This is a genomic window from Cupriavidus sp. HY129 (genome assembly GCF_059492215.1).
This window is the reverse complement of the sequence record NZ_CP083254.1, coordinates 2,598,476-2,622,818: the sequence shown is the minus strand read 5'-3', so window position 1 is coordinate 2,622,818 and position 24,343 is coordinate 2,598,476. Positions and strand designations below refer to the sequence as shown.

22 protein-coding genes are annotated in these 24,343 nt (G+C 64.5%); 7 read left to right on the top strand and 15 right to left on the bottom strand.

The genetic code is table 11. From position 1 onward, the window contains the following. The first annotated feature begins 209 nt into the window (after positions 1-209). Positions 210-1,034: an IclR family transcriptional regulator gene (locus K6G35_RS11995; RefSeq protein WP_035884788.1), complete on the top strand. Its 825-nt coding sequence runs from the start codon at positions 210-212 to the stop codon at positions 1,032-1,034. 62 nt (positions 1,035-1,096) lie between these two features. On the opposite strand, the gene kynA is transcribed toward K6G35_RS11995, so the two are convergent. From kynA to kynB, 3 genes are read right to left on the bottom strand one after another with little or no spacing between them, the layout of a single operon-like run. After that, entirely contained in the window at positions 1,097-1,987 is an 891-nt protein-coding gene (gene kynA / locus K6G35_RS11990) for a tryptophan 2,3-dioxygenase (protein WP_008642313.1), read from the bottom strand. Between the two features lie 13 nt (positions 1,988-2,000). Next, a complete protein-coding gene (gene kynU / locus K6G35_RS11985; RefSeq protein WP_495675765.1) occupies positions 2,001-3,257 on the bottom strand; it encodes a kynureninase in 1,257 nt (418 codons plus the stop codon). 35 nt (positions 3,258-3,292) lie between these two features. Then, positions 3,293-3,949 (bottom strand): arylformamidase, encoded by a 657-nt coding sequence (kynB, locus tag K6G35_RS11980; RefSeq protein ID WP_008646267.1) that lies wholly within the window; start codon positions 3,947-3,949, stop codon positions 3,293-3,295. Between the two features lie 151 nt (positions 3,950-4,100). On the opposite strand from kynB, the gene K6G35_RS11975 reads away from it, so the two are divergent. After that, positions 4,101-4,580: an Lrp/AsnC family transcriptional regulator gene (locus K6G35_RS11975; protein WP_008646266.1), complete on the top strand. Its 480-nt coding sequence runs from the start codon at positions 4,101-4,103 to the stop codon at positions 4,578-4,580. A gap of 1 nt (position 4,581) precedes the next feature. Here the strand turns inward: K6G35_RS11975 and K6G35_RS11970 are convergent, their stop codons facing one another. Next, on the bottom strand, positions 4,582-5,142 hold the full coding sequence (locus K6G35_RS11970) for a flavin reductase family protein (RefSeq protein WP_024569952.1): 561 nt from the start codon (positions 5,140-5,142) through the stop codon (positions 4,582-4,584). Positions 5,143-5,427: 285 nt separating this feature from the next. Between K6G35_RS11970 and msrA the strand changes: the two genes are divergently transcribed. Continuing rightward, positions 5,428-5,970 (top strand): peptide-methionine (S)-S-oxide reductase MsrA, encoded by a 543-nt coding sequence (msrA, locus tag K6G35_RS11965; protein ID WP_008646264.1) that lies wholly within the window; start codon positions 5,428-5,430, stop codon positions 5,968-5,970. On the opposite strand, the gene K6G35_RS11960 is transcribed toward msrA, so the two are convergent. The 5 genes from K6G35_RS11960 to K6G35_RS11940 form a co-directional block, all read right to left on the bottom strand. Next, on the bottom strand, positions 5,967-7,037 hold the full coding sequence (locus tag K6G35_RS11960; protein ID WP_035884791.1) for a DUF72 domain-containing protein: 1,071 nt from the start codon (positions 7,035-7,037) through the stop codon (positions 5,967-5,969). The genes msrA and K6G35_RS11960 overlap by 4 nt on opposite strands. A 3-nt stretch (positions 7,038-7,040) precedes the next feature. Continuing rightward, positions 7,041-8,282 carry a class I SAM-dependent methyltransferase gene (locus tag K6G35_RS11955; RefSeq protein ID WP_035884792.1) on the bottom strand — a complete coding sequence of 414 codons (1,242 nt, stop codon included), beginning with the start codon at positions 8,280-8,282 and terminating at the stop codon, positions 7,041-7,043. A gap of 214 nt (positions 8,283-8,496) precedes the next feature. Next, positions 8,497-9,135 (bottom strand): pyridoxamine 5'-phosphate oxidase, encoded by a 639-nt coding sequence (pdxH, locus tag K6G35_RS11950; protein WP_495675764.1) that lies wholly within the window; start codon positions 9,133-9,135, stop codon positions 8,497-8,499. Positions 9,136-9,271: 136 nt separating this feature from the next. Then, positions 9,272-10,462 carry an MFS transporter gene (locus tag K6G35_RS11945; protein ID WP_495675763.1) on the bottom strand — a complete coding sequence of 397 codons (1,191 nt, stop codon included), beginning with the start codon at positions 10,460-10,462 and terminating at the stop codon, positions 9,272-9,274. Positions 10,463-10,770: 308 nt separating this feature from the next. Beyond that, positions 10,771-12,978, bottom strand: coding sequence for an AsmA family protein (locus K6G35_RS11940; protein WP_495675762.1), 2,208 nt, complete (start codon positions 12,976-12,978; stop codon positions 10,771-10,773). 194 nt (positions 12,979-13,172) lie between these two features. On the opposite strand from K6G35_RS11940, the gene tcdA reads away from it, so the two are divergent. Next, the gene (tcdA, locus tag K6G35_RS11935) at positions 13,173-14,027 is read left to right on the top strand and encodes a tRNA cyclic N6-threonylcarbamoyladenosine(37) synthase TcdA (protein WP_495675761.1); all 855 of its coding nucleotides are present in this window, start codon (positions 13,173-13,175) and stop codon (positions 14,025-14,027) included. Here the strand turns inward: tcdA and K6G35_RS11930 are convergent. After that, a complete protein-coding gene (locus K6G35_RS11930; RefSeq protein WP_495675760.1) occupies positions 14,016-14,594 on the bottom strand; it encodes a P-loop nucleotide/nucleoside kinase family protein in 579 nt (192 codons plus the stop codon). The two genes, tcdA and K6G35_RS11930, sit on opposite strands and share 12 nt — an antisense overlap. 133 nt (positions 14,595-14,727) lie before the next feature. Here K6G35_RS11930 and K6G35_RS11925 point away from each other — a divergent pair, with 133 nt between their 5' ends. Next, on the top strand, positions 14,728-15,210 hold the full coding sequence (locus tag K6G35_RS11925) for a bacteriohemerythrin (protein WP_008646248.1): 483 nt from the start codon (positions 14,728-14,730) through the stop codon (positions 15,208-15,210). Positions 15,211-15,241: 31 nt separating this feature from the next. Here K6G35_RS11925 and trxA read toward each other — a convergent pair whose 3' ends face one another. Further along, the gene (trxA, locus tag K6G35_RS11920; protein ID WP_286881552.1) at positions 15,242-16,084 is read right to left on the bottom strand and encodes a thioredoxin; all 843 of its coding nucleotides are present in this window, start codon (positions 16,082-16,084) and stop codon (positions 15,242-15,244) included. 233 nt (positions 16,085-16,317) lie between these two features. On the opposite strand from trxA, the gene K6G35_RS11915 reads away from it, so the two are divergent. Then, positions 16,318-18,018 carry a long-chain fatty acid--CoA ligase gene (locus K6G35_RS11915; RefSeq protein ID WP_186424894.1) on the top strand — a complete coding sequence of 567 codons (1,701 nt, stop codon included), beginning with the start codon at positions 16,318-16,320 and terminating at the stop codon, positions 18,016-18,018. 35 nt (positions 18,019-18,053) lie between these two features. Here the strand turns inward: K6G35_RS11915 and K6G35_RS11910 are convergent, their stop codons facing one another. Both K6G35_RS11910 and K6G35_RS11905 read right to left on the bottom strand, forming a co-directional pair. Then, a complete protein-coding gene (locus tag K6G35_RS11910) occupies positions 18,054-18,863 on the bottom strand; it encodes an ankyrin repeat domain-containing protein (protein ID WP_152415051.1) in 810 nt (269 codons plus the stop codon). A gap of 21 nt (positions 18,864-18,884) precedes the next feature. Continuing rightward, positions 18,885-19,652, bottom strand: coding sequence for a gamma-glutamylcyclotransferase (locus K6G35_RS11905; RefSeq protein ID WP_286881546.1), 768 nt, complete (start codon positions 19,650-19,652; stop codon positions 18,885-18,887). A gap of 187 nt (positions 19,653-19,839) precedes the next feature. On the opposite strand from K6G35_RS11905, the gene K6G35_RS11900 reads away from it, so the two are divergent. Continuing rightward, positions 19,840-20,160 carry a hypothetical protein gene (locus K6G35_RS11900; protein WP_008649808.1) on the top strand — a complete coding sequence of 107 codons (321 nt, stop codon included), beginning with the start codon at positions 19,840-19,842 and terminating at the stop codon, positions 20,158-20,160. A gap of 108 nt (positions 20,161-20,268) precedes the next feature. Here K6G35_RS11900 and galU read toward each other — a convergent pair whose 3' ends face one another. Together galU and K6G35_RS11890 are read right to left on the bottom strand one after the other, a co-directional pair. Beyond that, complete coding sequence (galU, locus tag K6G35_RS11895; RefSeq protein ID WP_008649809.1) at positions 20,269-21,168, bottom strand: UTP--glucose-1-phosphate uridylyltransferase GalU; 900 nt, start codon at positions 21,166-21,168, stop codon at positions 20,269-20,271. 114 nt (positions 21,169-21,282) lie between these two features. Then, positions 21,283-24,150, bottom strand: a complete 2,868-nt coding sequence (locus K6G35_RS11890; protein WP_008649810.1) for a valine--tRNA ligase — start codon at positions 24,148-24,150, stop codon at positions 21,283-21,285. Positions 24,151-24,343: the final 193 nt, after the last annotated feature.

Here is a 24,343-nt window from a genome sequence, read left to right as displayed (position 1 = left end):
TTTGATGTGGCGAGGAAGGCCTGGAGCCTTCACACAATCCGGGAAAAACGACACGAAGTGGGAATCGGGTGGAATTTCTTTGGTTCCGCATTGCGGAACCTTGTTCCGATGAGCTAGTATAGCCGAACCGATCCGCGGCGCAACAGGGGAAATCTCGCGCCCCGGAGATTTGCGTTCGGCAATCGACCAACCCCATCTGGAGTTTCGCCTTGGACATTTCATCCAATTCCGTCGCGCCAGCCGCAGAGCCGGCCCCGCGTGAACGCGAAAGCGATCCGAACTTCGTTACTGCGCTGGCGCGCGGACTGGAGCTGCTGCGCTGTTTCCGCACGGGCGAGACCATGCTCGGCAATCAGGATTTCGTGCGCCGCACCGGCTTCCCGAAGGCGACGGTCAGCCGCCTGGCCGGCACGCTGGTGCAGCTTGGCTACCTTCGCTATGACGACAGCCTGGGCAAGTATGCGCTCGATGCCGGCGTGCTGGCACTCGGGTTCTCGTACCTGTCGGCCTCCGGCGTGGTGGCGCTGGCGCGTCCGCACATGCTGGCATTCGCGCAGCAGCACGGTGTCTCGGTGTCACTGGGCAAGCGCGAGCGGCTGGAAGTCATCTATCTGGAGTCGATCCGGAACGACGCGGGCGCGATGCTCGGCCTGGGCGTGGGATCGCGCCTGTCGCTGGTATCGAGTTCGATGGGGCGGGCTTATCTGGCTGCGCTGCCGCAGGCCCGGCGCGATCGCGTGCTGGCCGAGTTCGCGCAGGCGTTCCCGGAACAATGGAAGGCACAGGAAGCGCCGACGCGCGCTGCATTGGCGACGGCGGAGCGTGACGGCTATGCGGCGTCGTTCCGTGACTGGCATCCCGCCATTCACGCGTGCGCGGTGGCGTTTCGTCCGGTGGGGGAGAAGGACTTGCACATGCTCAGCTGCAGCGCATCGTATGGCGCCGTCGGCGAGGAGGTGTTTCGGGAGAAGCTGGCGCCTGCGTTGCAGGCGTTGGCCACGCGGTTGTCGGACCCGGCCGGGCGACAAGTCTGAGTGCCGCCGCTATGCGCTCCCCTCGCCCATGAATTGGGGGGAGGGGAGCAAACCAGCAGGCATTACAGGTCTGTCCGCAGTTTCCACAGTTCCGGAAACAGCACCACGTCCAGCATCCTGCGCAGATAGCTGACGCCTTCGGTACCGCCGGTGCCGCGCTTGAATCCGATCACGCGCTCGACCGTGGTCACGTGGCGGAAGCGCCATTGCCGGAACGCGTCTTCCAGATCGACGAACTTCTCGCCGAGTTCGTAAAGCTCCCAGTGGGCCGACGGGTTGCGATAGACCTCGAGCCAGGCCGCTTCCACCGATGCGTTGTACTGCGTCGGCTGGGTCCAGTCGCGTTCCACGACCTCGGGGTCAATCTGGAAGCCGCGCCGTGCCATCAGCCGGATGGCCTCGTCGTACATCGACGGCGTATGCAGCGCGGTCTCCACCAGTTCGAGATGTTCGGGCCGATGCGCGTGCGGACGCAGCATGGCTGCGTTCTTGTTGCCGAGGATGAACTCGATCTCGCGATACTGGTATGACTGGAAGCCGGACGACGCCCCCAGGTACGGCCGCATCGCCGAGTACTCGGGCGGCGTCATCGTCGCCAGCACATTCCACGCCTGCACAAGCTGATCCATGATGCGCGAGACGCGCGCCAGCATCTTGAATGCCGGCTGGAGCTGATCGGACTTGACGCCGTCACGCGCTGCACGCAGCTCGTGCAGCATCAGCTTCATCCAGAGTTCGGTGGTCTGGTGCTGGACGATGAACAGCATCTCGTTGTGATCCGGAGACAGCGGATGCTGGGCGCTCAGGATCTGGTCCAGGCCCAGGTAGTCCCCATAGCTCATGTCGCGCGCGAAATCCATCTGCGCGCCGTGCCAGCCATCGCCGCTATCACCGCCATCACCGTTTTGCGGGGCGGTTCCGTGCCCCATCGGGCATCCCTTGAATTCGCTCATGATCGACTCCCGCTCAGGTCACCGCCGTCCGCACGGCAAAGCGCGCGTCACGATAGACGCCGCTGTCGAGCACGTCGCGGATGATCTCGACGGCGTCCCACACTTCAGTAAAGCTCGTGTAGAGCGGCGTGAAGCCGAATCGCGCGATGCCCGGCTCGCGATAGTCGCCGATGACGCCGCGCTCGATCAGCGCGGTCACCAGCGCGTAGGCGTCGGGGTGCGCGAAGCTGACCTGGCTGCCGCGCTTCGTGTGGTCGCGCGGTGTGACCAGTGAGAGCGGGTGCGTGGCGCAGCGGGCCTCGACCAGCTCGATAAACAGATCGGTCAGCTTCAGCGACTTGGCGCGCAGCACGGTCATGCTGGTCTGCGCGAAGATATCCAGGCCGCATTCGACCATGGCCAGTGACGTCATCGGCTGCGTGCCGCACAGGAAGCGGCCGATGCCCTGCGCCGGTTCGTACTGCGGCGACATCGCGAACGGCGCGCCGTGGCCCCACCAGCCCGACAGCGGCTGCCAGAACTGGTCGCGCAGCGCGGGTGCTACCCAGACGAAAGCCGGGGAGCCCGGGCCGCCGTTGAGGTACTTGTAGGTGCAGCCGATCGCGTAATCGGCCTTGGCCACGTTGAGTGCCACGGGCACGGCGCCGGCCGAATGGGCCAGATCCCAAACGGTCAGCACGCCGCGTGCGTGCGCCAGCTCGGTCAGGCCGGCCATGTCGAGCATCTCGCCGGTCTTGTAGTTGACATGCGTGAGCATCAGCACCGCGGTGTCTGCGCCTACGGCGGCGTCGATCTCGTCCGGGCTGTTGACCAGCCGGACCTCGTAGCCTTGCTGCAGCAGATCGGCCAGGCCCTGGGCGATATAGAGATCGGTCGGGAAGTTGCTGGCTTCGGACACGATCACGCGCCGGGCCGGATCGCGCAGGCGCTGCACGCGCAGCGCGGCCGCCAGCACCTTGAACAGGTTGATCGATGTCGTGTCGGTGACCACTACCTCGTCATTGCCGGCGCCGATCAGCGGAGCCAGCAGATTGCCCAGGCGGCGCGGCAGGTCGAACCAGCCCGCGGTGTTCCAGCTGCGGATCAGGCCATTGCCCCATTCCTCGCTCACGACCTCCGCGGCGCGCGCGGCGGCGGCGCGCGGGCGTGCGCCCAGCGAGTTGCCATCGAGGTAGATCACGCCCTCGGGCAGGGCGAACTGTTCGCGCAGTGCGCGGAGCGGGTCGTCCCGGTCCAGCGTCTGGCAGTGTGCTCGGGTCAGCGTTGTCATGCGGTCTTCGTCCGTTCGAAATCGGTTCGTGAATGTCAGGGGAGCTCGCGCAGCACGGCGCGCACCGGGCTCGCGTCGAGCGTGGCCAGGCGCAGCGGCAGCGCGATCAGTTCGTAGTCGCCGGCCGGCACCTCGTCGAGGACGATGCCTTCGAGAATGGCAAGCTGGTGGTCACGCACGGCGTGGTGCGCGTCCATCGTCTTCGAGGTTTCGGGATCGAGCGACGGCGTGTCGATGCCGATCAGCTGGACCCCATGGCGGGCTAGCAGCGAGATCGTCTCCGGCGCCACGGCGCAGAAAGCGGAATCCCATATGCCTTGCGGCGCCTGCGTGTAGGTGCGCAAGAGCACACGCGGCGGCGTGCCGGCCAATGCGTGCGCGATGTGATGCGGTTCCACGCGCGGTGCCGCGCCAATACAGTGGATCACCCGGCACGGGCCCAGGTAGGCGTCCAGCGGAACGGCTCCGATCGGCGCGCCATCCGCCGCGTAGTGCAGCGGGGCGTCGGCATGGGCGCCAGTGTGCGGCGACATCGTGATGCGGCCGACGTTCACCGGGCAGTGCTCGTCGAGTTGCCAGGCCGGGTCATGCTGGAACGGTGTGTCGCCAGGCCAGACTGGCGTGGCGGGCGAAACGGCCGGGGAAATATCCCAGATGCGGCGACCGTCGTGTCTGTGGGGGGCTTGGGGCATGGTGTCTCGCGTCTGCGCTTTTTCTCGGGCGCGGTGTGTGTGGGCATCATAGTCAAACTGCCCGAAAAAAGCCTTGCGAAATGGGCCGTCGATTTGGCCTTCTTTCGCATAAAATTGCGTATCAATTCTGGAAATTCGTGGATTCTGCGAAATGAACCTTGATCCGATCGATCTGCGCATCCTGACGTGCCTGCAGGAGAACGGCCGCATCAGCAACCAGGACCTGGCCGACCGCGTGGCGCTGTCGCCGTCGGCGTGCCTGCGGCGCGTGCGGTTGCTGGAAGAGAGTGGCGTAATCGGCGGCTACCACGCGTGGTTCGACGCCGAAAAGCTCGGGCTGGAGATCGAGGCCATCGTGCAGGTGTCGATGCGGCACGACGTGGAGGGGTGGCACGACACGTTCAACGCGGTCGTGCAGACGTGGCCGGAAGTGCTCACGGCCTATGTGATCACGGGGGACAGCAACTACATCCTTCGCGTTCAGGCGCGCAACCTGAAGCACTACTCGGATTTCATCGTGAACCGGCTCTATCGCACGCCGGGTGTCATGGATATCCGCTCGAACATCGTCCTGCAGCGGATCAAGACCGACGGATCGCCGCTGGCGATCGTGAAGGAAGCGGGCGGCTAGCCTAGCGGTCGAGCGGCGAAAGCGTGGAGAACTGGGCGCCCTGGAACACCAGCGGCTGTCCGCCGGTATCGAAAATGCCGCAACGTTCGACCTCGCCGACGAAGATCACGTGATCGCCTTCGTCATAGCGGCTGCGGTTGTGGCATTCGAACCATGCCAGCGCGTTGGCAAGGATGGGCAATCCGGTGGCGGAAAGGCGATAGTCGACGCCGGCGAACCGGTCGCCCTTGAGCGTGGCAAAGCGCTGGCAGAGGTCGAGTTGCGACGCCGCCAGCACGTTGATGATGTAGTGCGAGCCGTCACGGAACATCGGCAGGCTGTTGGCGCGGGTGGCCATGCTCCACAGTACCAGCGGCGGATCGAGCGATACCGAGTTGAACGAACTCGCGGTGATGCCGACGAAAGGAGCGCCGTTGGCGTGCGGGTGGCCGGCCGCGCGCGTCGTGATCACGGTCACACCGGTGGCGAACTGCGACAGCGCCCGCTTGAAATGCTGGCTGTCGAAATCGGGGGCGGTGGCCTTGCGCGCCATGATCGGGGTCTCGGCCTCGGGTATGCCCATGTCTCGGGCTTCACACAAATCCATGATCTTCATATCGGGATGGCCGCCTTGCATTCAACGCGTATCAACCTAAACCGCGTTTGCGATGTTTTCGGTGGTTTTTCGCACAAAGCAGGCGAGCCAACGTTGTCTGCGATTGTAGCGGAGTCCAGCCAATCACCGCTGAAGTGACGTTGGAAGCCGTCCGGGCGCGTTAAAGTCGGCAGCAAGCGCGGCCAGTGCTTATCCTAGACAGGACGCCTGCGCGAGCCAGCGTGGCGTCCGCGACTGGAAGGGGACGAGCAAATGGACCATGGCCTTGAAATCGCCACGCTCGGTGGCGGCTGCTTCTGGTGTCTGGAGGCGGTCTACCAACAGGTCGCCGGTGTGCGCGCGGTGGAATCGGGATACACGGGCGGACACGTCAGCCAGCCCACCTATCACGAGGTTTGCGCGGGAGATACCGGGCACGCCGAAGTGGTGCGGGTGACATTCGACCCGTCCGCGATCAACTATCGCGAGATCCTTGAAATCTTCTTTTCGATCCACGATCCGACGCAACTGAACCGGCAGGGTAACGATGTCGGCACACAGTACCGCTCCAGCATCTTCACGCACTCAGAGGCGCAGCGTGCGGTCGCCGAGTATGTGATTGGCAAGCTGGTTGCCGAGCATGTCTACGATGCGCCGATCGTGACACAGGTGGAGCCGGAGCAACCCTATTGGCCCGCCGAGGCCAGCCACCAGAATTACTACCAGGAGCACCCGGCGCAAGGGTACTGCGCGTTTGTGATCTCGCCGAAGCTGACGAAATTCCGGCGCGATTTCTCGCACCGGATGCGGCGCTAGGTCGTCAGCTTCCCGGCGATTACCTCAGCGAGCCGCGCGATGCTCAACGGCGCGCAGCCTTCGGCATTATTGCTGACGATGACATAGGCGGGCTGGCCGGCGCGCAGCGTGCGCACGATCACGTCAGCGATGGCGTGGCGCGTCTCGGCGTCTTCGTCCACGAGCTTGTCGAACGGCGAGAATGCCTGCTCGGCCATCGAATAGGACCGGCCATCACGCAGCATCCAGCGCAAGACCAGCGGGCCGGGCGCGCCATCGTCCATCAATGCCTGCGCCGCAGCCTGACGTTGCACGGGCGGCAGACGGTCACGCGCGGCCAGGCAGAAACGCACGCCGCGCTCGCGCAGCATTCGGATGTAGCGTGGCGTCAGCAGCGCCGCGTCACGGATCTCCACGGCATAGCAGGCATTTGGCGTCACCGCGCGGTCCAGCGCGGGCAGTTCGGCAAGGAAGGCGTCCAGCCGTGCCAGGAAAGCGGGGCCGTCATCCGCCATGCCAGCCAGCGGTGAAAGCTGGAACAGCAGAGGGCCGCAGCGCGGGCCGAGCCCGCTCGTGGCCGGCTCGATGAAGTCACGGATTGCGATCTCGGCATTGAGGAACGCGGCGTTCTGCAGCCGACCGGCGCCATCGGGGCCGCGCAGCCATGCGTCGCACACGCTGGCGGGCGCCTTGACCAGAAAGCGAAAGTCTTCGGGCACCTGCGAGGCGTAGTTCAGGTAATCGGCCAATGGAATCGGGCCGTAGAAACCGCGGTCGATGCCAGCCGCGCGCAGCAGCGGATGCTGGCCACAGGCACTCAGACCTTTGCGTGAGAGCAGGCTCTCGGTGTACTGGCCGTCGTAGGTAATGCCGTGCCAGCCGGGATAGGACCAGGACGAGGTGCCGAAGTAGAGATTTGGCGGCAGTTGCTTCGCGAGCGCCTGCAACGCGGCGTCGGGCGTCCAAGGCTGGACGATCTTGCCAACGGGCTTTTTCTTTTCGGGATCGCCCGCCGCAGGTCGGGCGGCGGGCTTCGCAACGGGCGGCGATGCCGGGGCATCGCCGAATAGGTCGAGGTTCTCAGTCAAGCGTCAGGAAGGCGTACCGATCGGAGACGCGTAAATATAACGCCGCGACGTCGGGAATGTGTCGGCATTGCGATCGGCCTTCTGGCATACCACCTGGTAGATCGACATCTTCCCGCTTGTGAATGCGTGCGAGCAGCCCGCCAGATAGATGCGCCAGATGCGGAACTTCTTCTCGCCGACCATCTCGCGGATGGTATCGGCATTGGTCTCGAAATTCTCCGCCCAGTGACGCAGCGTCTGCGCATAGTGGCGGCGCAGCAGTTCCACGTCGAAGGCTTCGAGGCCGCCTTTCTGCATCGTGGTCAGCACCATGCCGATATGCGGCAACTCGCCCTGTGGGAACACATAGCGATCCATGAAGCCCGAGCCATCCATCGGTATCTCGCCGCTGTCTGGGTCGGTGGCGGTAATGCCGTGGTTCATCGCCACGCCACCTTCGGCCAGCAGGTCGCGCATACGGGCGAAATAACCCGGCAAGTTATCCTTGCCGACGTGTTCGAACATGCCGACGCTCGTGATGCGGTCGAATTGCCCGCTGATGTCGCGATAGTCCTGCAGGCGGATCTCGATGCGGTCCTGCAGGCCCGCAGCCCTCACGCGCGCGGTCGCCAGATCGAACTGGTTCTGTGACAGCGTGATGCCCACGCACCTGGCGCCAAATTTTTGCGCGGCTCGCAGCACCAGCGCGCCCCAGCCGCAACCGATGTCGAGCAGCGTCTGCCCAGGTTCCAAGCGGATCTTGGTCAGGATATGGTCGATCTTCTTGAGCTGCGCGGTGGCCAGGTCTTCGTTGCCGTTCTCGAAGTACGCACATGAATAGACCATGTTCGGATCGAGCCAGAGCTTGTAGAAGTCGTTGGAAACGTCGTAGTGATACTGGATCGACGCCTTGTCCTCGGCCTTGGTGTGCGTGAAATGCTGCGCCACCTTGTTCAGCACGCCGCCCGCACGGCGGGCGGCGGCGGCGGAGAGACCGTATCCCACCTTGATGATGTCGGCCAGGCGCCCATCGAGGTCGATCTTCTCCTGGACATACGCTTCACTGAGGTTGTCCAGGCTGGGTACTAGCAAGAATGGCAGCGCGGAGGCTTCGCGCACGGTCAGCGTGACGGCGGGTCTGTCAAAGCTGCCGAGCTGATATTCGCTGCCATTCCAGAGTCGGAGCTTGACGGGCAAATTCGAGTGCTCGCGCACATCGGCAATCCAGCTATCGAGTTGCTTGTCCAGGGTCTGCTTGAAAAACATGCGGCTTTCTCCCGATTGGTTGGTTATCCCTCTCGAACGAATGCCCCACGGTCTGCTGCGATCACTGCGCGTTCATACGCAGCGCTGGCCTTGGGGTGCGCACCGGTGCATAGCCGGTGCAGCAACCGTCAAACTTTACGCCAATTTTTGAAATTGTGCAGTGCAGGTCCTTCATTGGACAAATGTCTATCAGACCTCGCAGACGCTGATGGCGTCAGGGCGAGAGCCGCACGATTTGCCAGTTTCCATCGGCGTTCTGGCGATAGGCGATTCGATCGTGCAGGCGCGAAGGGCGGCCTTGCCAGAACTCGATCCAAGTCGGTTTGAGCCTGTAGCCGCCCCAGTGCGGCGGGCGCGGCGGGTTCTCGCCGAACTTGCTGCGGAAATCCGCTTCGCGCGCTTCGATCACGTCGCGCCCTGCAACCTCGCGGCTCTGTTCGGATGCCCAGGCACCCAGGCGCGAGCCGAGCGGCCGCGACGCGTAGTAGGCGTCGCTCTCCGCGTCCTCGACCTTCTCGACGATACCTTCGACTCGGACCTGCCGCTCGAGCTGCACCCAATGGAACAACAGCGCCGCGCGCGGGTTGGCCAGCAGGTCCACGCCCTTGCGGCTTTCGTAATTGGTGAAGAATGTGAAACCGTCGGCATCCATGCCCTTGAGCAGCACGATGCGCGCGGACGGCTGGCCGTCTGCGCCCACGGTAGCCAGCGTCATGGCGTTCGGCTCGGGCAGCTTGGCCTGCATGGCTTCGTCGAACCACGACTGGAACTGGCGAATCGGGTCGGGAGCGACGTCGGTTTCGGAAAGCGCGCTCAGCATGTAGTTGCGGCGCAGGTCTGCGAGTTGGGTCATGTCGCGTATCAGGAAGGTTTGCGTTCCGCGCACGAATCGCGCGGATAAGCGTACTTCGAGTATAGCGAATGCGCTGCACGCTGCATTTGCGTTGCCGCAACGCGCTCAGGGCACCCCGGGGGGCGCACCGGGTGCTTCAGTCGGGCAGGGCGATCTTGCGCGACTGTTTGCGCGAGTAGTAACCCGCCATGCCCATCGCGCCGGCCATCGACAGGAAGATCGGCAACATGCCAAGCGCCGTGCCGACCACGCCAAAGGTCAGCGGCCACACCACCTGGCTCGTGTTCAGTACCGCCGAACGCAGGCCAAGCGCCTCGCCGGCGCGGCCCGACGGCGACACCGTGTGCAGGATGTTCATGACGTTCGGCTGGGCGCTGCCCAGCGCGAGGCCGAGCACGAATGCCAGGCTGCACATGAGCCAGAAGTGCGACACGAACGGATAGACCAGATACGCCATCGCGCCCACGGTCAGCGCCAGGCGGATGATCCGCCATTCCGAAAAGTGGCGCGACACCATCGGCATGGCCACGCGGATCGCCAGCGTGGCGATCGAGAACGCACCGAGCACCCAGCCGATCGACGACGGAGACAGGCCGATATGCGTGCCCTGGATCGGAATCAGGAACGCGTGGAGATCCCACGCGGCCGAAAGCACGGCGCTGGCGATGAACACCGCGCGCAACTCGGGGTGCTGGAGCAGATCCAGCGTCGAGCGGCGCGAGCCGTCCTCGATGGCGATCCTGCCTGCGTTGCCGCCTTGGGCCGGCAGGCGCGGACGCACGTACTGCAGGCCAGCCTGGCCAACCAGCGCGATGACCACCAGCACGCAGAATGCCGCACGGTATCCGGCGTGCTCGATCATGTAGCCCATCGCCACGGGACCCAGCGTGCCAGAGATGGACAGGCCCAGTGCGTGCAGCGTGTAGTTGCGCAGGCGGGTCTCGTTGGTCGATACCTGCCCGATCAGAAGTTGCATGGCCACCTGCACGAGCATGAAGCCCACGCCGATCAGCGCACAGGCTCCGTACAGCGAGGTGATGTCATGCCAGACCGCCGGCAGCAGCGTGCCGGCCACCACCATCAGCGAGCCCGCCGTCATCGGCAGGCGTGGCCCGATCTCGTCAATGCGCTTGCCGGCGCGAATCGCCAGGAACATCGGCAATAGCGCGTAGAGCGACATGAGGATGCCCAGCGTCACGGTGGACGCCTTCAGCGAGATGGCAAAGAGGGAAACGACGACGCGACTGGCGTTGAACGCCAAATGGTTGCACACCGTCAGCGCGATCAGCCAACTGATCGGGGGGACGGCGGCGTGGGGCAACGTCATGGGGGCGCGGTGGCAATGGGGTGGTTCGCGCCGCCGGCAATGATTCGGGGGCCCAGGCGATAAGACGCGCGAAAGAAAAACCAGTGCGGCGCGAGGCCGCACCAGACAAGGTCGTCAATGGCTGGACTGGACCAGCAACGGCAACCGTTGTTCGCCATTGTGTTAAATGCTTGCTTAGTCAATGGCCGTCTGATTATGCGACTGACGTCGGGCATGCACAACGTTGGTGAAGGGGGGAAGTGCAAATCCGCAACAGATTCTTTCAACGATCTGTTGCGTGGAAGCTATGCGGAATCCATGGTCGGTCTTCAGCCCCCCTGATAGAGCTGCGCATCGTTGGCAGGACGCGACGGATTGTGCGGTGCGGCGGAGGCAGGCGGGCTGGATGCGGGCTGCCGGTTCTTTGGACCGGGCTTGCCCGGCGGCGTGGCAATGACGGGCCGCTTTTTCAGGTTCGCCAGCAGCTTGCCGCACTGGCTGTCCTCGGGCGGCGAGATGTCGAGCAGGGGGACCACCAGCGCGACAGGCGCCGTGAATGCCAGCGCCAGCGCGCTGCCGGCGCGCAGTGCCAGGATGGCGTAGTTCGGACTGACGGACGGCTTCTTGAATGTTCCTCCGACGTAGAGCGGCGAGCGCAGCGAGAAGATGCGTAACCCCTTGGAATCGGGATGAATCGTCAGTGCCAGCTGCTCTTCCTTGAAGTCGATCGCGCCATCAGTCTTGACCACGGCATCCTGCGTGTCGAGCACAAACGTCTGCGCCTGGGCCACGCCATTGGTGAAGCCGAACGCGCTGACGCCGCAATTGATCTGCACCGGCTTGTCGCCGAAGAGCTTCGAAATCACCACGCTGCCGACGTTCAGGCCGATTGCCTCGAGGATGAACTTGCTGACCGTGCCATTCTCGACCAGCAGCCGGGCTTCGCCGTTCGCCGAGCCGAGCAGCGCCGCGACCGAGTTGCCGGTGGCGGTCAGCCTGGCACCGCCGTTGACCTCGCCGACGCTCGCGTGCATCGATTCGATCTTCGGGAAAAGCTGCCGGATCTGCAGATGGCGTGCGTGCATGTCGACCATGGCGGCCATCGGCTCGCGCTTGCCATCGAGCTGGATCGTCGAGACGAGGTTGCCGCCGGCCAGGCCGAAATTGAGGGGATCGAGCCGCAACACACCATCGGTCAGCTTGACGTGCGTGGCCAGTTTCGTGATCGGCAGCGTTTCGTCGCGAACGATGCGCTCTCCCGTGAACGTCACGTCAGCATCGATGGCATCCCAGCGCTCGGTATGAAAGGGCGCCACTGGCAGCACCTTGTTCGCGGGCTGCTTGACCGTGCTTTCCGCGGCGGCCTGGCCGGGCTTGGCCTCGGCGCCGATGATCGGCGCGAGGTCGGCGAACAGCAGCTGTTTCGACACCAGCTCACCGGACAGCAGCGGTCGTGGCGCGCGCTGCGCGAACGTCAGCGTGCCACCGAGGTCACTGCTGCCAACCTTGCCCGTGAAATTTCGGTATGTATAGGACGATGCGCCTTTCTTGAGTGTGGCCACCAGCCGGCCGCGTGTTTCGTACGGCGGCGTGGATGGCAGCACCACGCCGGTCAGCGCGTAGAGCCGCGCCATGTTGTCGCCGGACAGCACCAGACTCACGTCCAGCGCACCCAGTTCCGCCGGATTGGTCAGCGTTCCCTCGATTCGGGCCCGCGTGCCGCCGACGCGTACATCGGCCTGGAGTGGGAAAGGCTTGCTGGTGTCGCGCAGACTCAGCGCGGTGCCGGCCTTGCCCGTCGCATTGATCGTGGCCTGGTTGTAATGGCCGACGACCTTCCAGCGGATGCCATAACGGCTCTCGGGTTTGCTTTCCGTCTTGTTTGGCGCGCCCGCGAGCGCGGAAGCCGCCGAGGCGTCAGCGGACGGGGCGAGCGCGCCGTCGCGTTCCTGATCATAGAGTGGCTGGTCGCCGATGGTGTCGAGCGTGGCCTGCAACTCGATCTTCTCCGCGCCGTCGTTCAGGGACAGGTTGCCGCGTTCCAGCACGATTTCGCCAACATCGAGATGCCACGGCGACTCGCCGGTTTCCGGTCCGGTATCGAATGTCCAGTTGTTACGGCGGTCGGCCAGGCGTTCGAGCCAGACCGCCGGGCTGTCCACCACGATCGTTGGCACGCTGATCTCGTGCGTCAGGAGGGGGGCTGGCCGCAGGATAAAGATCAGCTCGCGGATGGTGGCGAGGCTCGGCTGCTTGGCCCAGTCCGGGTTGCCGACCGTGATGTCCTTGGCCGACAGACGGGGCCACGGCACCAGCGCGCGCCAGCCGGCCTCGCCCTCGGCACGTTTCCAGGTCACCGTCAGGTCACCGTTGATGGCGAATGGGCGGCCGATGGCCTGTGTGACCTTGTCGTCGAGCCACGGCTTGATGCGGTTCCAGTCGAAGGTCAGGACGACGACGACCACCAGCGCGATCAGCGCCAGTGGCGTGAACAGGCTCCAGAGAGCGATCTTGCGGCGGCGGTGCGAGGCGGGCATGGGAAGGCTATCTCCTGGTGTCAGCCATGCGGCGGATCAACCACTATGCCTATTGTAGGGAGGCAATGCCAATGCGTTTGTCCGCCTTTGACTGACTTTCAGAATCCTGGCGCCGACCCGCAGGCGGCGGCTGGCATAAAATGCCGGCACGGTTCGTCGGCAGCCGGTGCCGGCAGACACAGCAACAAGAACGCATGACCCTTACCCCCACGCCTCTCGCGGCGCAGGACTTGCCTGCGCCGTTGTCTCACGAAAGCCCCGAAGACGATGATTATCATCGCCGCTTTGGCGGCGTCGCGCGCCTGTATGGCGCCGAAGGCCTGGTGCGGCTCGAAGCGGCCAATGTCTGTGTGATCGGCATCGGCGGGGTGGGAAGCTGGGCAGCGGAGGCTTTGGCCCGCAACGCCGTGGGCCGCCTGACGCTGATCGACCTGGACCATATCGCGGCATCGAATACGAACCGGCAGATCCATGCACTGGGCGACGCCTATGGCCGTGCCAAGGTGGACGCGATGGCCGAACGTATCGTGGCGATCAATCCGCGCTGCCGCGTGACGGCCGTGGACGACTTCGTGACCGAGGACAACGTGCAGGCCCTGTTGTCGGGGTTTGACTACGTGATCGACGCTATTGACGCCGTGAAGGTCAAGACCGCGATCCTCGGGTGGGCGCGCCGCGAGGACGTTCGCGTGATCACGTGTGGCGGGGCGGGCGGTCAGCTCGACCCGACGCGCGTGCGCATCGAGGATCTGGCCCGCACGATCCAGGACCCGCTGCTGGCCAAGGTTCGTGGCAACCTGCGGCGCCAGTGGGGCTTTCCGCGTGATCCGAAGAAGAAGTTCGGCATCCAGGCTGTCTACTCTGACGAACCGCTGCGCTATCCCGAGCCCGAACAGCAGGCGTGCGAGATCGACGAGGTGCCGCCCGCGCCACGCCAGGGCCCGCAGGGGCTGGCCTGCGCGGGTTTTGGCTCCTCGGTGGCCGTGACTGCCGTGTTCGGCTTCGTGGCTGCTTCGGCCGTGATCGGGGCGATTGCCTCAGGCGGCTAATGCCGCGAGCAGCCGCTTGATGTCCGCCTCTTGGGGCGCGACGTTGCCGAAGTAGATCAATTCGGGATATTCGGCCGGCTCAGGCAGGAAGCGGCGCGTGCGATAGGCGTCCCAGTGGGCAAGCTTGTAGGCGTCGTTGGGGTTGCCGCGCCGGACGATCCGGGCCTGGGCTTCGCTTTCGGGCAGGTGCACCCAGACGACATGGGTCCGCGTGCCTTCGGGTACACGCAGCCACGCGGGGTCGGTGAGCTGGTGCGCGCGGACTTCGCGCGAGAGCGGGCCGACCACGATCACGCTGATACCGAGCATCAGGTTTTCACGAGCAGTATCGAGCAGGCCTTCGTATTCGGGGTCCCGCAGGTTGTCGAGATAGGCGGGGCTGTCGCGATCATTCGGATCGCCAGTGATCGCCCGCATTGCGGCGGCGCTGTAGCGGCCGTAGAGCGTGTCCTTGTCCAGCAGACAGAAGGGTTCGCCGGTGGCCTGCATCAGCGGGCCGATCAGCTTGTGGGCGAGGGTGGTCTTACCGGTACCGGCATGGCCGCAGAAGAAAATCAATCGTGGCATCGCACGTGTCCAGCGTGAGGCATGAGCCGCAAGGATAGCGTCATTTGCCGCGCCGTTTGCGGGAAATCAGACCAGACTGGTGCGGAATGGGTATGCTTGCCGACAGTTCACGGCTTCCTTATCCTGCGGTTCCATGACCAATACCGACTCCTACGCCGACCCCTACGCCGGCCTTTCGGCCGAAGGCCTGCCCGACGATCTGCGCCTTGGCGAGCCCGTCACCGATGCCACGCACGCCGAATTCCTCCAGTTGCTCGCCGCCATGGAAAAAGCCGACGATGCCGGTTTCCTGGCCGCTTTCGAGGAGTGGATCGAGCATACGCACCACCACTTCGAGCAGGAGGAGCAGTGGATGGAAGCGATGCAGTTCGGCCCGCGCTTCTGCCACACCAACGAGCATCAGGGTGTGATGTCCGTGGCCAAGGCCGTGCGCGACAAGATCGTGGAGGAACGGGCTGACCCCGAGGGTCCGGGCAAGGGCGCGCTGTCGCTGGGCCGCCGCCTGACGGGTGAGTTGTCGGGGTGGTTCGACAATCACGTGAAGTCGATGGACACGATGATGGTCGAGCACATGAAAGCCAACGGCTTCTCGCTGGTCGAGGCGCCAGCGGCCTGACGGTCCGGCTGGACCGTCAGCTACCTCAAACTCAGTTCAGGACAGTGGCGAGCTGGCGGCGCCACCGTGATACCGCCGGGTCGTCGCCCATGAGCTCGAACACCGAGAGCATGGTCTTGCGGCCGACGTCGTCTTCGAACCCGCGGTCGCTCCGCACGATTTCCAGCAGTTGCTCAAGCGCGGCTTCGTACTCGCGCCGGGCGATCAGCAGATGCGCCAGATCCAGTCGCGCTGGCAGATCGGCCGGATTCGCCGCCACCCGCGCCTTCAGTTCGGCGCCATCGGGCAGATCGCCCACTCCCTTCATGGCTTCAAGGCGCGTTTGCAGCGCGGCATACGCATCTTCCTGCGTGGCACGCGGAGAGAGCAGACCGAACTCGGTTTCCGCATCGGCGATCTTGTTGCCGTCCAGCAGGAACCCGATGTACGTCAGGCGTGCGGTGTCTGCGCCCGGATCGTAGGCCAGTGCCGCCTGGAACGACGCCTGCGCGGCTTCGCGGTCGCCGGCGGCGGCCAGTTCGACGGCTTCGCGCAGCGCCAACTCGCCCGGATTCGGCGTCAGGCGATCCAGGAATTCCCGCAGTTGCGATTCCGGTAGCACGCCGATGAACTGGTCGACGGCCTGCCCGTCAGCAAATGCCACCACATGCGGAATGCTGCGCACGCCGAAATGGGCGGCCAGCTCCTGGTTCTCGTCGACGTTGACCTTTGCCAGTCGCCACTTGCCGCCAGATTCCGCCTCCAGCTTTTCCAGCATCGGTCCCAACGTGCGGCACGGGCCGCACCACGGCGCCCAGAAGTCGACTAGCACGGGGACCTGGCGCGACATCTCAATGACATCGGCTTCAAAGTTCTGCAGGGTGACGTCGCTCATTGTTCTGCACCTCGGAATTGAAAAGACCGTCGGGTACGGCCTGCCTTCTTATTGTGAGGGCGTAAGCGCCGAAAACAACCTCAGCAACCCCACGTGGGGGAGGGGTGGGAAAACATCCTGTTGAAAATAGAACGGTCGTTCAGTTATATTGCTTGACCGATACGCGAGGCCTACCTCGCGACGCTAGCGATTCCAGAAATCCGGTCGACGTCCGACCGTCCGCAGGAGACACCATGACCACAACGCCGTCCGTTCGCCCCCATTTCCAGTTCTGGCCCAAGCGGGTGCCGACGAGCATCGTGCTGCCGGAGACTTCGCTCTGGTACAACCTCGAAGTCTCGGCGCACCGTTATGCGGACAAGGCGGCGATTCGCTATTTCGGCAATGCGATCACGTTCCGTGAGCTGGAGGCGCAAGCCACCGCGCTGGCAGGCTGGCTGCAGCAGAAGGCAGGGGTGAAGAAGGGCGACCGCGTGTTGCTCTACATGCAGAACTGCCCGCAGTTCATCATCAGCTACTACGCGATCCTGCGTGCCGATGCCGTGGTGGTGCCGGTCAATCCGATGAACCGGTCCGAGGAATTCAAGCATTACGTGACCGACGGCCAGGCGCGCGTGGCCATCTGCACGGCGGATCTGGCCGCGGGCGTGATGCAGGCCGACGCCGAGCTGCCAGCCGATGAGCGCCTCCAGCATCTGCTCGTGACCCAATACGCCGATGCCCTGCCGCCGACCCACGAGCATCCCGAGGACGCGCCGCCGGCCTGGCTCACCGCCGAGCATCCGCTGCCGGACAACGCCACGCCGTGGGCCAAGGCGCTTGCCGCCGGCCTGAAGCCAGGCCCGCATACCGCCGGACCGGATGACATGGCCGTGATGCCGTACACCTCTGGCACCACCGGCTTCCCGAAAGGTTGCATTCATACCCATCGCTCCGTGATGCACAACATCGTCGGCGGCTCGACGTGGTCTGGCAGCGGCGCGGAATCGGTGATCCTGTCGGTGCTGCCGCTGTTCCATGTGACGGGGATGCAGTACGGCATGAACGGCCCGATCTATAGCGGCGCGACGGTGGTGATGCTGCCGCGCTGGGATCGCGAAGTGGCTGGCCACCTGATCTCCCGCTACCAGGTCACGCACTGGACCAACATCCCGACGATGGTGATCGACTTCCTGGGCAGCCCGAACCTGGCGTCGTTCGACATGAGCAGCCTGCGCTATATCGGCGGGGGCGGTGCGGCGATGCCGCAGGCCGTGGCGGAGCGCCTGAAGACCCAGTTCGGCCTGAACTATCTGGAAGGCTACGGCCTGTCGGAAACGATGGCGCCGACGCACAGCAACCCGGCCGATCGCCCGAAGCTGCAGTGCCTGGGCGTGCCGACGTTCAACACCGACGCGCGCGTGGTCGATCCGGTCACGCTGAAGGAACTGGCGCCGAACGAGGTGGGCGAGATCATCGTGCGCGGTCCGCAGGTGTTCAAGGGTTACTGGGGCAAGCCTGACGCCACGCGCGATGCGTTCATCGAGTTCGAGGGCCAGACGTACTTCCGCACCGGCGACCTCGGCCGCATGGACGAGGAAGGCTACTTTTTCATCACCGATCGTCTGAAGCGCATGATCAATGCCTCTGGCTTCAAGGTGTGGCCGGCGGAAGTGGAAAACCTGCTGTACAAGCATCCGGCCGTGCAGGAAGCCTGCATCATCGGCACGCGCGATGCCTATCGCGGCGAAACGGTGAAGGCGGTGGTGGTGCTGCGCGCGGATGCCAAGGGCAAGACCCAGCCGGAAGACATCATCGAATGGGCCAAGGAGCACATGGCCGCGTACAAGTATCCGCGCGTGGTCGAGTTCGTCGATGCCCTGCCGAAGTCCGGCACCGGCAAGGTGATGTGGCGCCAACTGCAGGAAACGGAAAACGCGCGTCAGGCTGGCTGATCAGGTGAGGCGTAACACCCCGCGGCACTGGAAACTCAGTGGCCGCGGGCCCGCATCAGCATCCGCACCATCGTCTTGTAGCCACGCTCCCTCGCATGGCGCGACGGCGTGACGCCTTCGCGATCGGCCAGGTTGGCATCGGCCCCGGCGTCCAGCAATGCCTGGACGATATCCTCGTAGCGCGAACTGCCGTCGCCGAGGATGATGGCTTCCAGCAGTGCCGTCCAGCCCAACTGGTTCACCCGGTCCACCGGGACGCCCGCGCTGAGCAGCAGCTTCACGATTTCCACATTGCCGTGCTGGCTTGCGGCGATCAGCGCCGTGCCGTCGTAGCGGTCGGTGCTGTTCAGGTCCGCGCCATGCGACAGGGCCAGCCGTACCACGTCGATCTGGTTCGTGGCCGCCGCCAGCAGGAATGGGCTGTTGCCTTCATCGTCCTTGCGGTTGACGTCCGCCCCAGCCTGAACCAGCACCCGCGTGACATCGCCGCGACGGTTGTAGACCGCCGCGAGCAGAGCGGTACGTCCGCGTTCGTCCGTGGCCTGGGCCGATGCGCCGGCCTTGAGCAGCCGATTGACCAGGTCGAGGTCGCCGATACTGGCTGCCGTGATCAGGTTGTGGTCGAGGGCGGCCATGCCGTCCCCGCGCGACGGCAGGGGTGTGTGATTGCTGCCGTGCCACGGGCGAGAAGGCATCGGCGCGGATGCGCCGCCCAGTCCACCCACCGAGCGGGCCAGCGTCTGCCCGCCCTGGCCGGCCAGCAACCCCCCAGCGACCAGCAATCCCATCAGCCCAAGTATCTCGGCAAGTGCCTGGCGGCGGGGACGGGTCTGGGAGCGCGTCATGTTGGCAGGTGACAGGATCGATCAGACAGTTTCGTGAGGCTGGGTAATGGACTCGACGGCGTCAGCGCTGGCGACACTCGCCCGCGTTGCGGCGCCGTTGGACTCGGCGGCATCGCTTTCCTGGAGCTGGCGCCACAGGCGTCCCAGGTACGGATCGTCCACGCCATTCGTTGTCAGGCCAAGCAGGGTTTGCTGGAGATACTCGCGCGCCGGGCCATATAGACCACAGGCATGGCGCAGGCAGGCCACCACGCGTTCGTCTGGCAGGCGGCCAGCGTAGGCCGAATGCTCGCGGTTCATGACAAAGGCCAGCGCGCGCTGCTCGGGTGCGTCCGGCGCATTGCCGACTCTCACGCGCAGCCAGCGCGGATGATAGGCGCCGGTCAGCATCTCGCGGCGCCACAGCACGCGGAATTCCTGCTCGATCACGTGCCCGGGGATGCGGAATACCATGCCGGTGCAGCAACCGCCACGATCCAGGCCGAGCACGAGGCCCGGATTGTCCCATGTGCCCCGATTGATGCGGGAATAGAGATAGAAGCCTCGATGGTAGCCATGCACGGTGGCCAGCCTGCGATCCGTATGGACCACCATCGGATTCCAGATCAGAGAGCCATAGCCAAACAGCCAGACATCGCCGTTCAGACCGGGTGTCTCGGGCCGGGCGCCGAGCGCGTCGCAGAGCGAACGCTCCACATCGGCTTCTGGCAATAACGAGGACGCGACCGGCGTGCTGCACAACGATGTGCGCAGCCTGTCCGATTCGAGGTCCTGTCGCGTAATGGCCATGTTTGACAGCATAATCCAAAGCGCATTGATGCGTCGCAAGGAAACCACAGATGCCAGCAGGGGTGTGTGTACAAGGCAACGGTCGGCAACGGCTTGTTCCAACAGCCTAGTTCTTCCGCCCGCCCCGATCCGGCGGCAAGTCACTACAATGGGGGCCTCATCCTCGGAGATTTTCGGAGAACCGGCAATGGCGCGTACCCTGACCGTAGTGTTCGGCAGTGGCAAGGAATTTGAATTCACGCTGGGCGACAGTGAACTCGCCGCGGTGACCGAGGATGCCGCCTGGCGCTGGTTTGACCGTGAATACGCCGAGCTGGATTGCCAGGCGTCGAGTCCGGTCGGCAAGGTCCTGGTGATCGACAAGATCCTGAACGTGGCGAAGTTCTCGGGCGAAAATCGCTTTGCCACCCATCCGGAATGGGCGCAGGACTATGCCCGGCACGCCGGCCGGCTGCTCGATCGCGACAAGGTGCGCGTGGATGTTGGCAGCGCGGCAATCGGTTTCTGACCGCCCCGGAATAAAGAAAAACCCCGCTTCGGTAACAAAGCGGGGTTTTTTTCTGCCTTCCTGCCGAAGCCACCTCTTCCGGGGCGGTTTCGTTTTTTCAGGCGGATGTCAGGCGGGTACGCTCGACGGGCTGGTGCAGCGCTGCGACAGATAGGCGCTGAACTCGTCGCGCACCTCGGGGTGCCTGAGGGCGAATTCGACGGTCGCCTTCAGATAGCCGAGCTTGCTGCCGCAGTCGTACCGCACGCCTTTGTAGCGATAGGCCAGCACCTGTTCCTGGTCGAGCATCGACTGGATGGCGTCGGTGAGCTGGATCTCGCCGCCGGCGCCCGGCTTCAGCTCGCGGATATGGTCGAAGATGCGCGGGGTGAGAATATAGCGACCCACCACGCCCAAGTTCGACGGCGCATTCTCGGGTGCCGGCTTCTCGACGATGGCGGACATCTTGATCACGCGGTCGTCCCACTCGCGGCCGTCGATCACGCCATACGAGCGGCTTTGCTCGGGTGCGATCTCTTCCACGCCGAGTACCGAGCAGTTGTAGTGGTTGTAGATATCCACCATCTGCTTCATCACGGGCAGGTCCTTGCCACCGTCGAGCAAGTCGTCGGCCAGCATCACGGCAAACGGCGTGTCGCCCACGAGCTTGGCGGCGCAAAGCACCGCGTGGCCCAGGCCCAGCGCCTCGGGCTGGCGCACGTAATAGCACTCGACGTTCGCTGGCTTGATCGAGCGCACCACATCGAGCAGTGCCTGCTTGTTCTTGGCCTCGAGTTCCGCTTCCAGTTCGTAAGCCTTGTCGAAGTGATCCTCGATGGCGCGCTTGGAGCGCCCGGTGACGAAGATCATCTCGGTAATGCCTGCGGCCATGGCTTCTTCCACGGCGTACTGGATCAGTGGCTTGTCGACCACGGGCAGCATTTCCTTGGGGCTCGCCTTGGTGGCGGGCAGAAACCGGGTGCCTAGCCCTGCAACGGGAAAGACGGCCTTGGTGACGCGGTTTTCCATTTCAGCCTTCCTTGTTTATCCGGAGTGATACCGTGCCGTAACGGTAGGGGTGCCGTCTGTCCGGTTCCGTCCGACGCTGCAGTCGGCACGAAACCGGGGAAGCACTTTTTACGCTCAGGCAGGCAATCGCTGTAGTTGATCCTGAAGCTTGACCAGCGTCTGTTCGAAATCGGACAAACGCTGCGTTTCCTGAGCCACGACGGCCGGCGGTGCCTTGGCGACGAAGCTCTCATTGGACAGCTTGCCACGGCATTTGCCGATTTCGCCGGAGATACGGTCGATCTCCTTGCCCAGGCGCACGCGTTCGGCAGCCACATCGATCTCGATCTTGAGAAGCAGGTGGTTGCCGTCGGCGATCGCCACAGGGGCGCCGGCGCCTTCCTTCTGCAGCGTGGCCTCGTCTTCGAACACCTTGACCTCGGAAAGTTTCGCCAGCGCCTGGATTTGCGCCGCCGCTTCCTTCAGGAACGTGCTGTCTCCCTGAGCATAGAGCGGGATGCGCTGGGCCGGCGAGATATTCATCTCGCCGCGCAGGTTGCGGCAGGCGTCGACCACCGACTTGAGGCGGGCCACCCAGGCTTCGGCGGCCTCGTCGATCTTGGCCGCGGCGCTCAGCGGGTAATCCTGCGTGGCGATCGACTCGCTGCCATCGCCCTTGGCGCGGCCGGCCAGCGGGGCCACCTTCTGCCACAGTTCCTCGGTGATGAACGGGATGATCGGGTGGGCCAGACGCAGCACCGTTTCCAGCACGCGCAGCAGCGTGCGGCGCGTGGCGCGTTGCTGGGCTTCGGTCCCGGTCTGGATCTGGACCTTGGCCATCTCCAGGTACCAGTCGCAGTATTCGTCCCAGACAAACTTGTAGATCGCGCTGGCGATGTTGTCGAAGCGGTACTCGGCGAAGCCCTTCTCGACTTCCGCTTCCACGCGCTGCAGCAGCGATACGATCCAGCGGTCGGCCTGCGAGAAGTGCAGGTAGCCGTCCGGGCCGCAATCGTTGTTGCACGGGCCCATGCCGCAGTCATGGCCCTCGGTGTTCATCAGCACGAAACGCGTGGCGTTCCAGAGCTTGTTGCAGAAGTTGCGATAGCCCTCGCAGCGGCCAGTGTCGAAGTTGATGTTGCGACCCAGCGTGGCCAGCGACGCAAACGTGAAGCGCAGCGCGTCGGCGCCGAATGCGGGAATGCCGTCCGGGAATTCCTTCTTCGTCTTCGATTCGATCTTCGGCGCATCCTTCGGACGACGCAGGCCGGTGGTGCGCTTCTTGAGCAGCGGCTCGAGCGAGATACCGTCGATCAGGTCGACCGGATCGAGCGTGTTGCCCTCGGACTTGCTCATCTTCTTGCCTTCGGAGTCCCGCACCAGACCGTGCACGTACACGGTGTGGAACGGCACCTTGCCGGTGAAGTGCTTGGTCATCATGACCATGCGCGCCACCCAGAAGAAGATGATGTCGTAGCCGGTCACAAGCACCGACGACGGCAGGAAGTGCTGGATCTCAGGCGTGTTCTCGGGCCAGCCCAGCGACGAGAACGGAACCAGGGCGGACGAGAACCACGTGTCGAGCACGTCTTCCTCGCGGCGCAGCGCGCCGGTGCTGCCGGCGGCCTGGGCCTTCGCGCGTGCTTCCTCTTCGGTGCGCGCCACGAAACAGTTGCCGGCATCGTCGTACCAGGCGGGAATCTGGTGGCCCCACCAGAGTTGGCGGCTGATACACCAGTCCTGGATGTTCGACAGCCACTGGTTGTACGTGCTGATCCAGTTTTCCGGTACGAGCTTGATTTCACCGCTCTGCACGGCCTCGAGCGCGACTTCGGCGATCGAGCGGCCCGGGTTGAATGTGCCTTCCGGGGCGGGCTTGCTCATGGCCACGAACCACTGGTCCGTCAGCATCGGTTCGATCACGCTGCTGGTGCGCTCGCTGCGCGGCACCATCAGCTTGTGCTTCTTGACCTCGCCCAGCAGGCCCTGCGCCTCAAGGTCTGCCACCATCTTCTTGCGCGCGTCGAAGCGGTCCATGCCGGCGTAGGCGGCCGGCGCATCGGCGACGATCTTCGCGTCGAGCGTCAGGATCGACAGTTGCGGCAGGTTGTGGCGCTGACCCACGGCGTAGTCGTTGAAGTCGTGGCCCGGGGTCACCTTGACCACACCGGTGCCGAACTCGCGATCCACGTATTCGTCGGCGATGACCGGGATCTTGCGATCGGTCAGCGGCAGATGCACGAACTTGCCGATCAGGTGGGCGTAGCGTTCATCCTCTGGGTGCACCATCACGGCCGTGTCGCCGAGCATCGTCTCGGGACGGGTGGTGGCCACGGTCAGGTGGGTCAGGCCGCGCACGGTGTCCGGCTCGGCCAGCGGGTAATGGATGTGCCACAGCGAACCGTCTTCTTCGACGCTGTCGACTTCCAGATCGGACACGGCGGTGCCAAGCACCGGATCCCAGTTCACCAGCCGTTTGCCACGGTAGATCAGGCCTTGCTCATGCAGGCGGACGAACACCTCGGTCACGGCCTTCGACATCTCGGGCGACATCGTGAAGTACTCGCGCGTCCAGTCGATCGACGCGCCCATACGGCGCACTTGGCGTGTGATCGTCGAGCCCGATTCTTCTTTCCACTCCCAGACCTTCTCGGTGAACTTGGCGCGGCCCAGGTCGTGGCGCGATACGCCTTGCGCCTCGAGCTGGCGTTCCACGACGATCTGCGTGGCGATGCCGGCGTGGTCGGTGCCCGGCACCCACAGCGTGTTGGCGCCGCGCATACGTGCATGGCGGGTCAGGCCGTCCATGATCGTCTGGTTGAAGGCATGGCCCATGTGCAGCGTGCCGGTCACATTGGGCGGCGGCAGCTGGATGGCGAAATCGGGGCGATTGGCGTCGAACGTGGGCTGGGCAATGCCGCGCCGCTCCCATTCTGGGCCCCATTTCGCCTCGATGGCGGCGGGTTCGAAGCTCTTGGCTAGGGACTGGTCTTCTGCGGTCATGCTGGGATGTCGAGATGTGCGGGTCAGGGCTCTGGCCGGCAGGCGGATCGGCGCGCCGCGGCATTGGGCCGGGAAAACGTCAAATTATAGGGGAGGCGGGGTTCCGGTGCGCATTTCGGCGCCGGAAGGTGGCCCGGGCGGGCGGATGCTGTCCTTGCTGCCAGGGCGCGGCGGGGGCCATCGGTATAATTGC

Bases quoted from the DNA above. Each gene is read 5' to 3' on its own strand.
- kynA (WP_008642313.1), bottom strand. From the start codon at position 1,987: ATGAGCGAATTCAAGGGATGCCCGATGGGGCACGGAACCGCCCCGCAA.
- kynU (WP_495675765.1), bottom strand. From the start codon at position 3,257: ATGACAACGCTGACCCGAGCACACTGCCAGACGCTGGACCGGGACGAC.
- kynB (WP_008646267.1), bottom strand. From the start codon at position 3,949: ATGCCCCAAGCCCCCCACAGACACGACGGTCGCCGCATCTGGGATATT.
- K6G35_RS11975 (WP_008646266.1), top strand. From the start codon at position 4,101: ATGAACCTTGATCCGATCGATCTGCGCATCCTGACGTGCCTGCAGGAG.
- K6G35_RS11970 (WP_024569952.1), bottom strand. From the start codon at position 5,142: ATGGGCATACCCGAGGCCGAGACCCCGATCATGGCGCGCAAGGCCACC.
- msrA (WP_008646264.1), top strand. From the start codon at position 5,428: ATGGACCATGGCCTTGAAATCGCCACGCTCGGTGGCGGCTGCTTCTGG.
- K6G35_RS11955 (WP_035884792.1), bottom strand. From the start codon at position 8,282: ATGTTTTTCAAGCAGACCCTGGACAAGCAACTCGATAGCTGGATTGCC.
- pdxH (WP_495675764.1), bottom strand. From the start codon at position 9,135: ATGACCCAACTCGCAGACCTGCGCCGCAACTACATGCTGAGCGCGCTT.
- K6G35_RS11945 (WP_495675763.1), bottom strand. From the start codon at position 10,462: ATGACGTTGCCCCACGCCGCCGTCCCCCCGATCAGTTGGCTGATCGCG.
- K6G35_RS11940 (WP_495675762.1), bottom strand. From the start codon at position 12,978: ATGCCCGCCTCGCACCGCCGCCGCAAGATCGCTCTCTGGAGCCTGTTC.
- tcdA (WP_495675761.1), top strand. From the start codon at position 13,173: ATGACCCTTACCCCCACGCCTCTCGCGGCGCAGGACTTGCCTGCGCCG.
- K6G35_RS11930 (WP_495675760.1), bottom strand. From the start codon at position 14,594: ATGCCACGATTGATTTTCTTCTGCGGCCATGCCGGTACCGGTAAGACC.
- K6G35_RS11925 (WP_008646248.1), top strand. From the start codon at position 14,728: ATGACCAATACCGACTCCTACGCCGACCCCTACGCCGGCCTTTCGGCC.
- trxA (WP_286881552.1), bottom strand. From the start codon at position 16,084: ATGAGCGACGTCACCCTGCAGAACTTTGAAGCCGATGTCATTGAGATG.
- K6G35_RS11915 (WP_186424894.1), top strand. From the start codon at position 16,318: ATGACCACAACGCCGTCCGTTCGCCCCCATTTCCAGTTCTGGCCCAAG.
- K6G35_RS11910 (WP_152415051.1), bottom strand. From the start codon at position 18,863: ATGACGCGCTCCCAGACCCGTCCCCGCCGCCAGGCACTTGCCGAGATA.
- K6G35_RS11905 (WP_286881546.1), bottom strand. From the start codon at position 19,652: ATGGCCATTACGCGACAGGACCTCGAATCGGACAGGCTGCGCACATCG.
- K6G35_RS11900 (WP_008649808.1), top strand. From the start codon at position 19,840: ATGGCGCGTACCCTGACCGTAGTGTTCGGCAGTGGCAAGGAATTTGAA.
- galU (WP_008649809.1), bottom strand. From the start codon at position 21,168: ATGGAAAACCGCGTCACCAAGGCCGTCTTTCCCGTTGCAGGGCTAGGC.
- K6G35_RS11890 (WP_008649810.1), bottom strand. From the start codon at position 24,150: ATGACCGCAGAAGACCAGTCCCTAGCCAAGAGCTTCGAACCCGCCGCC.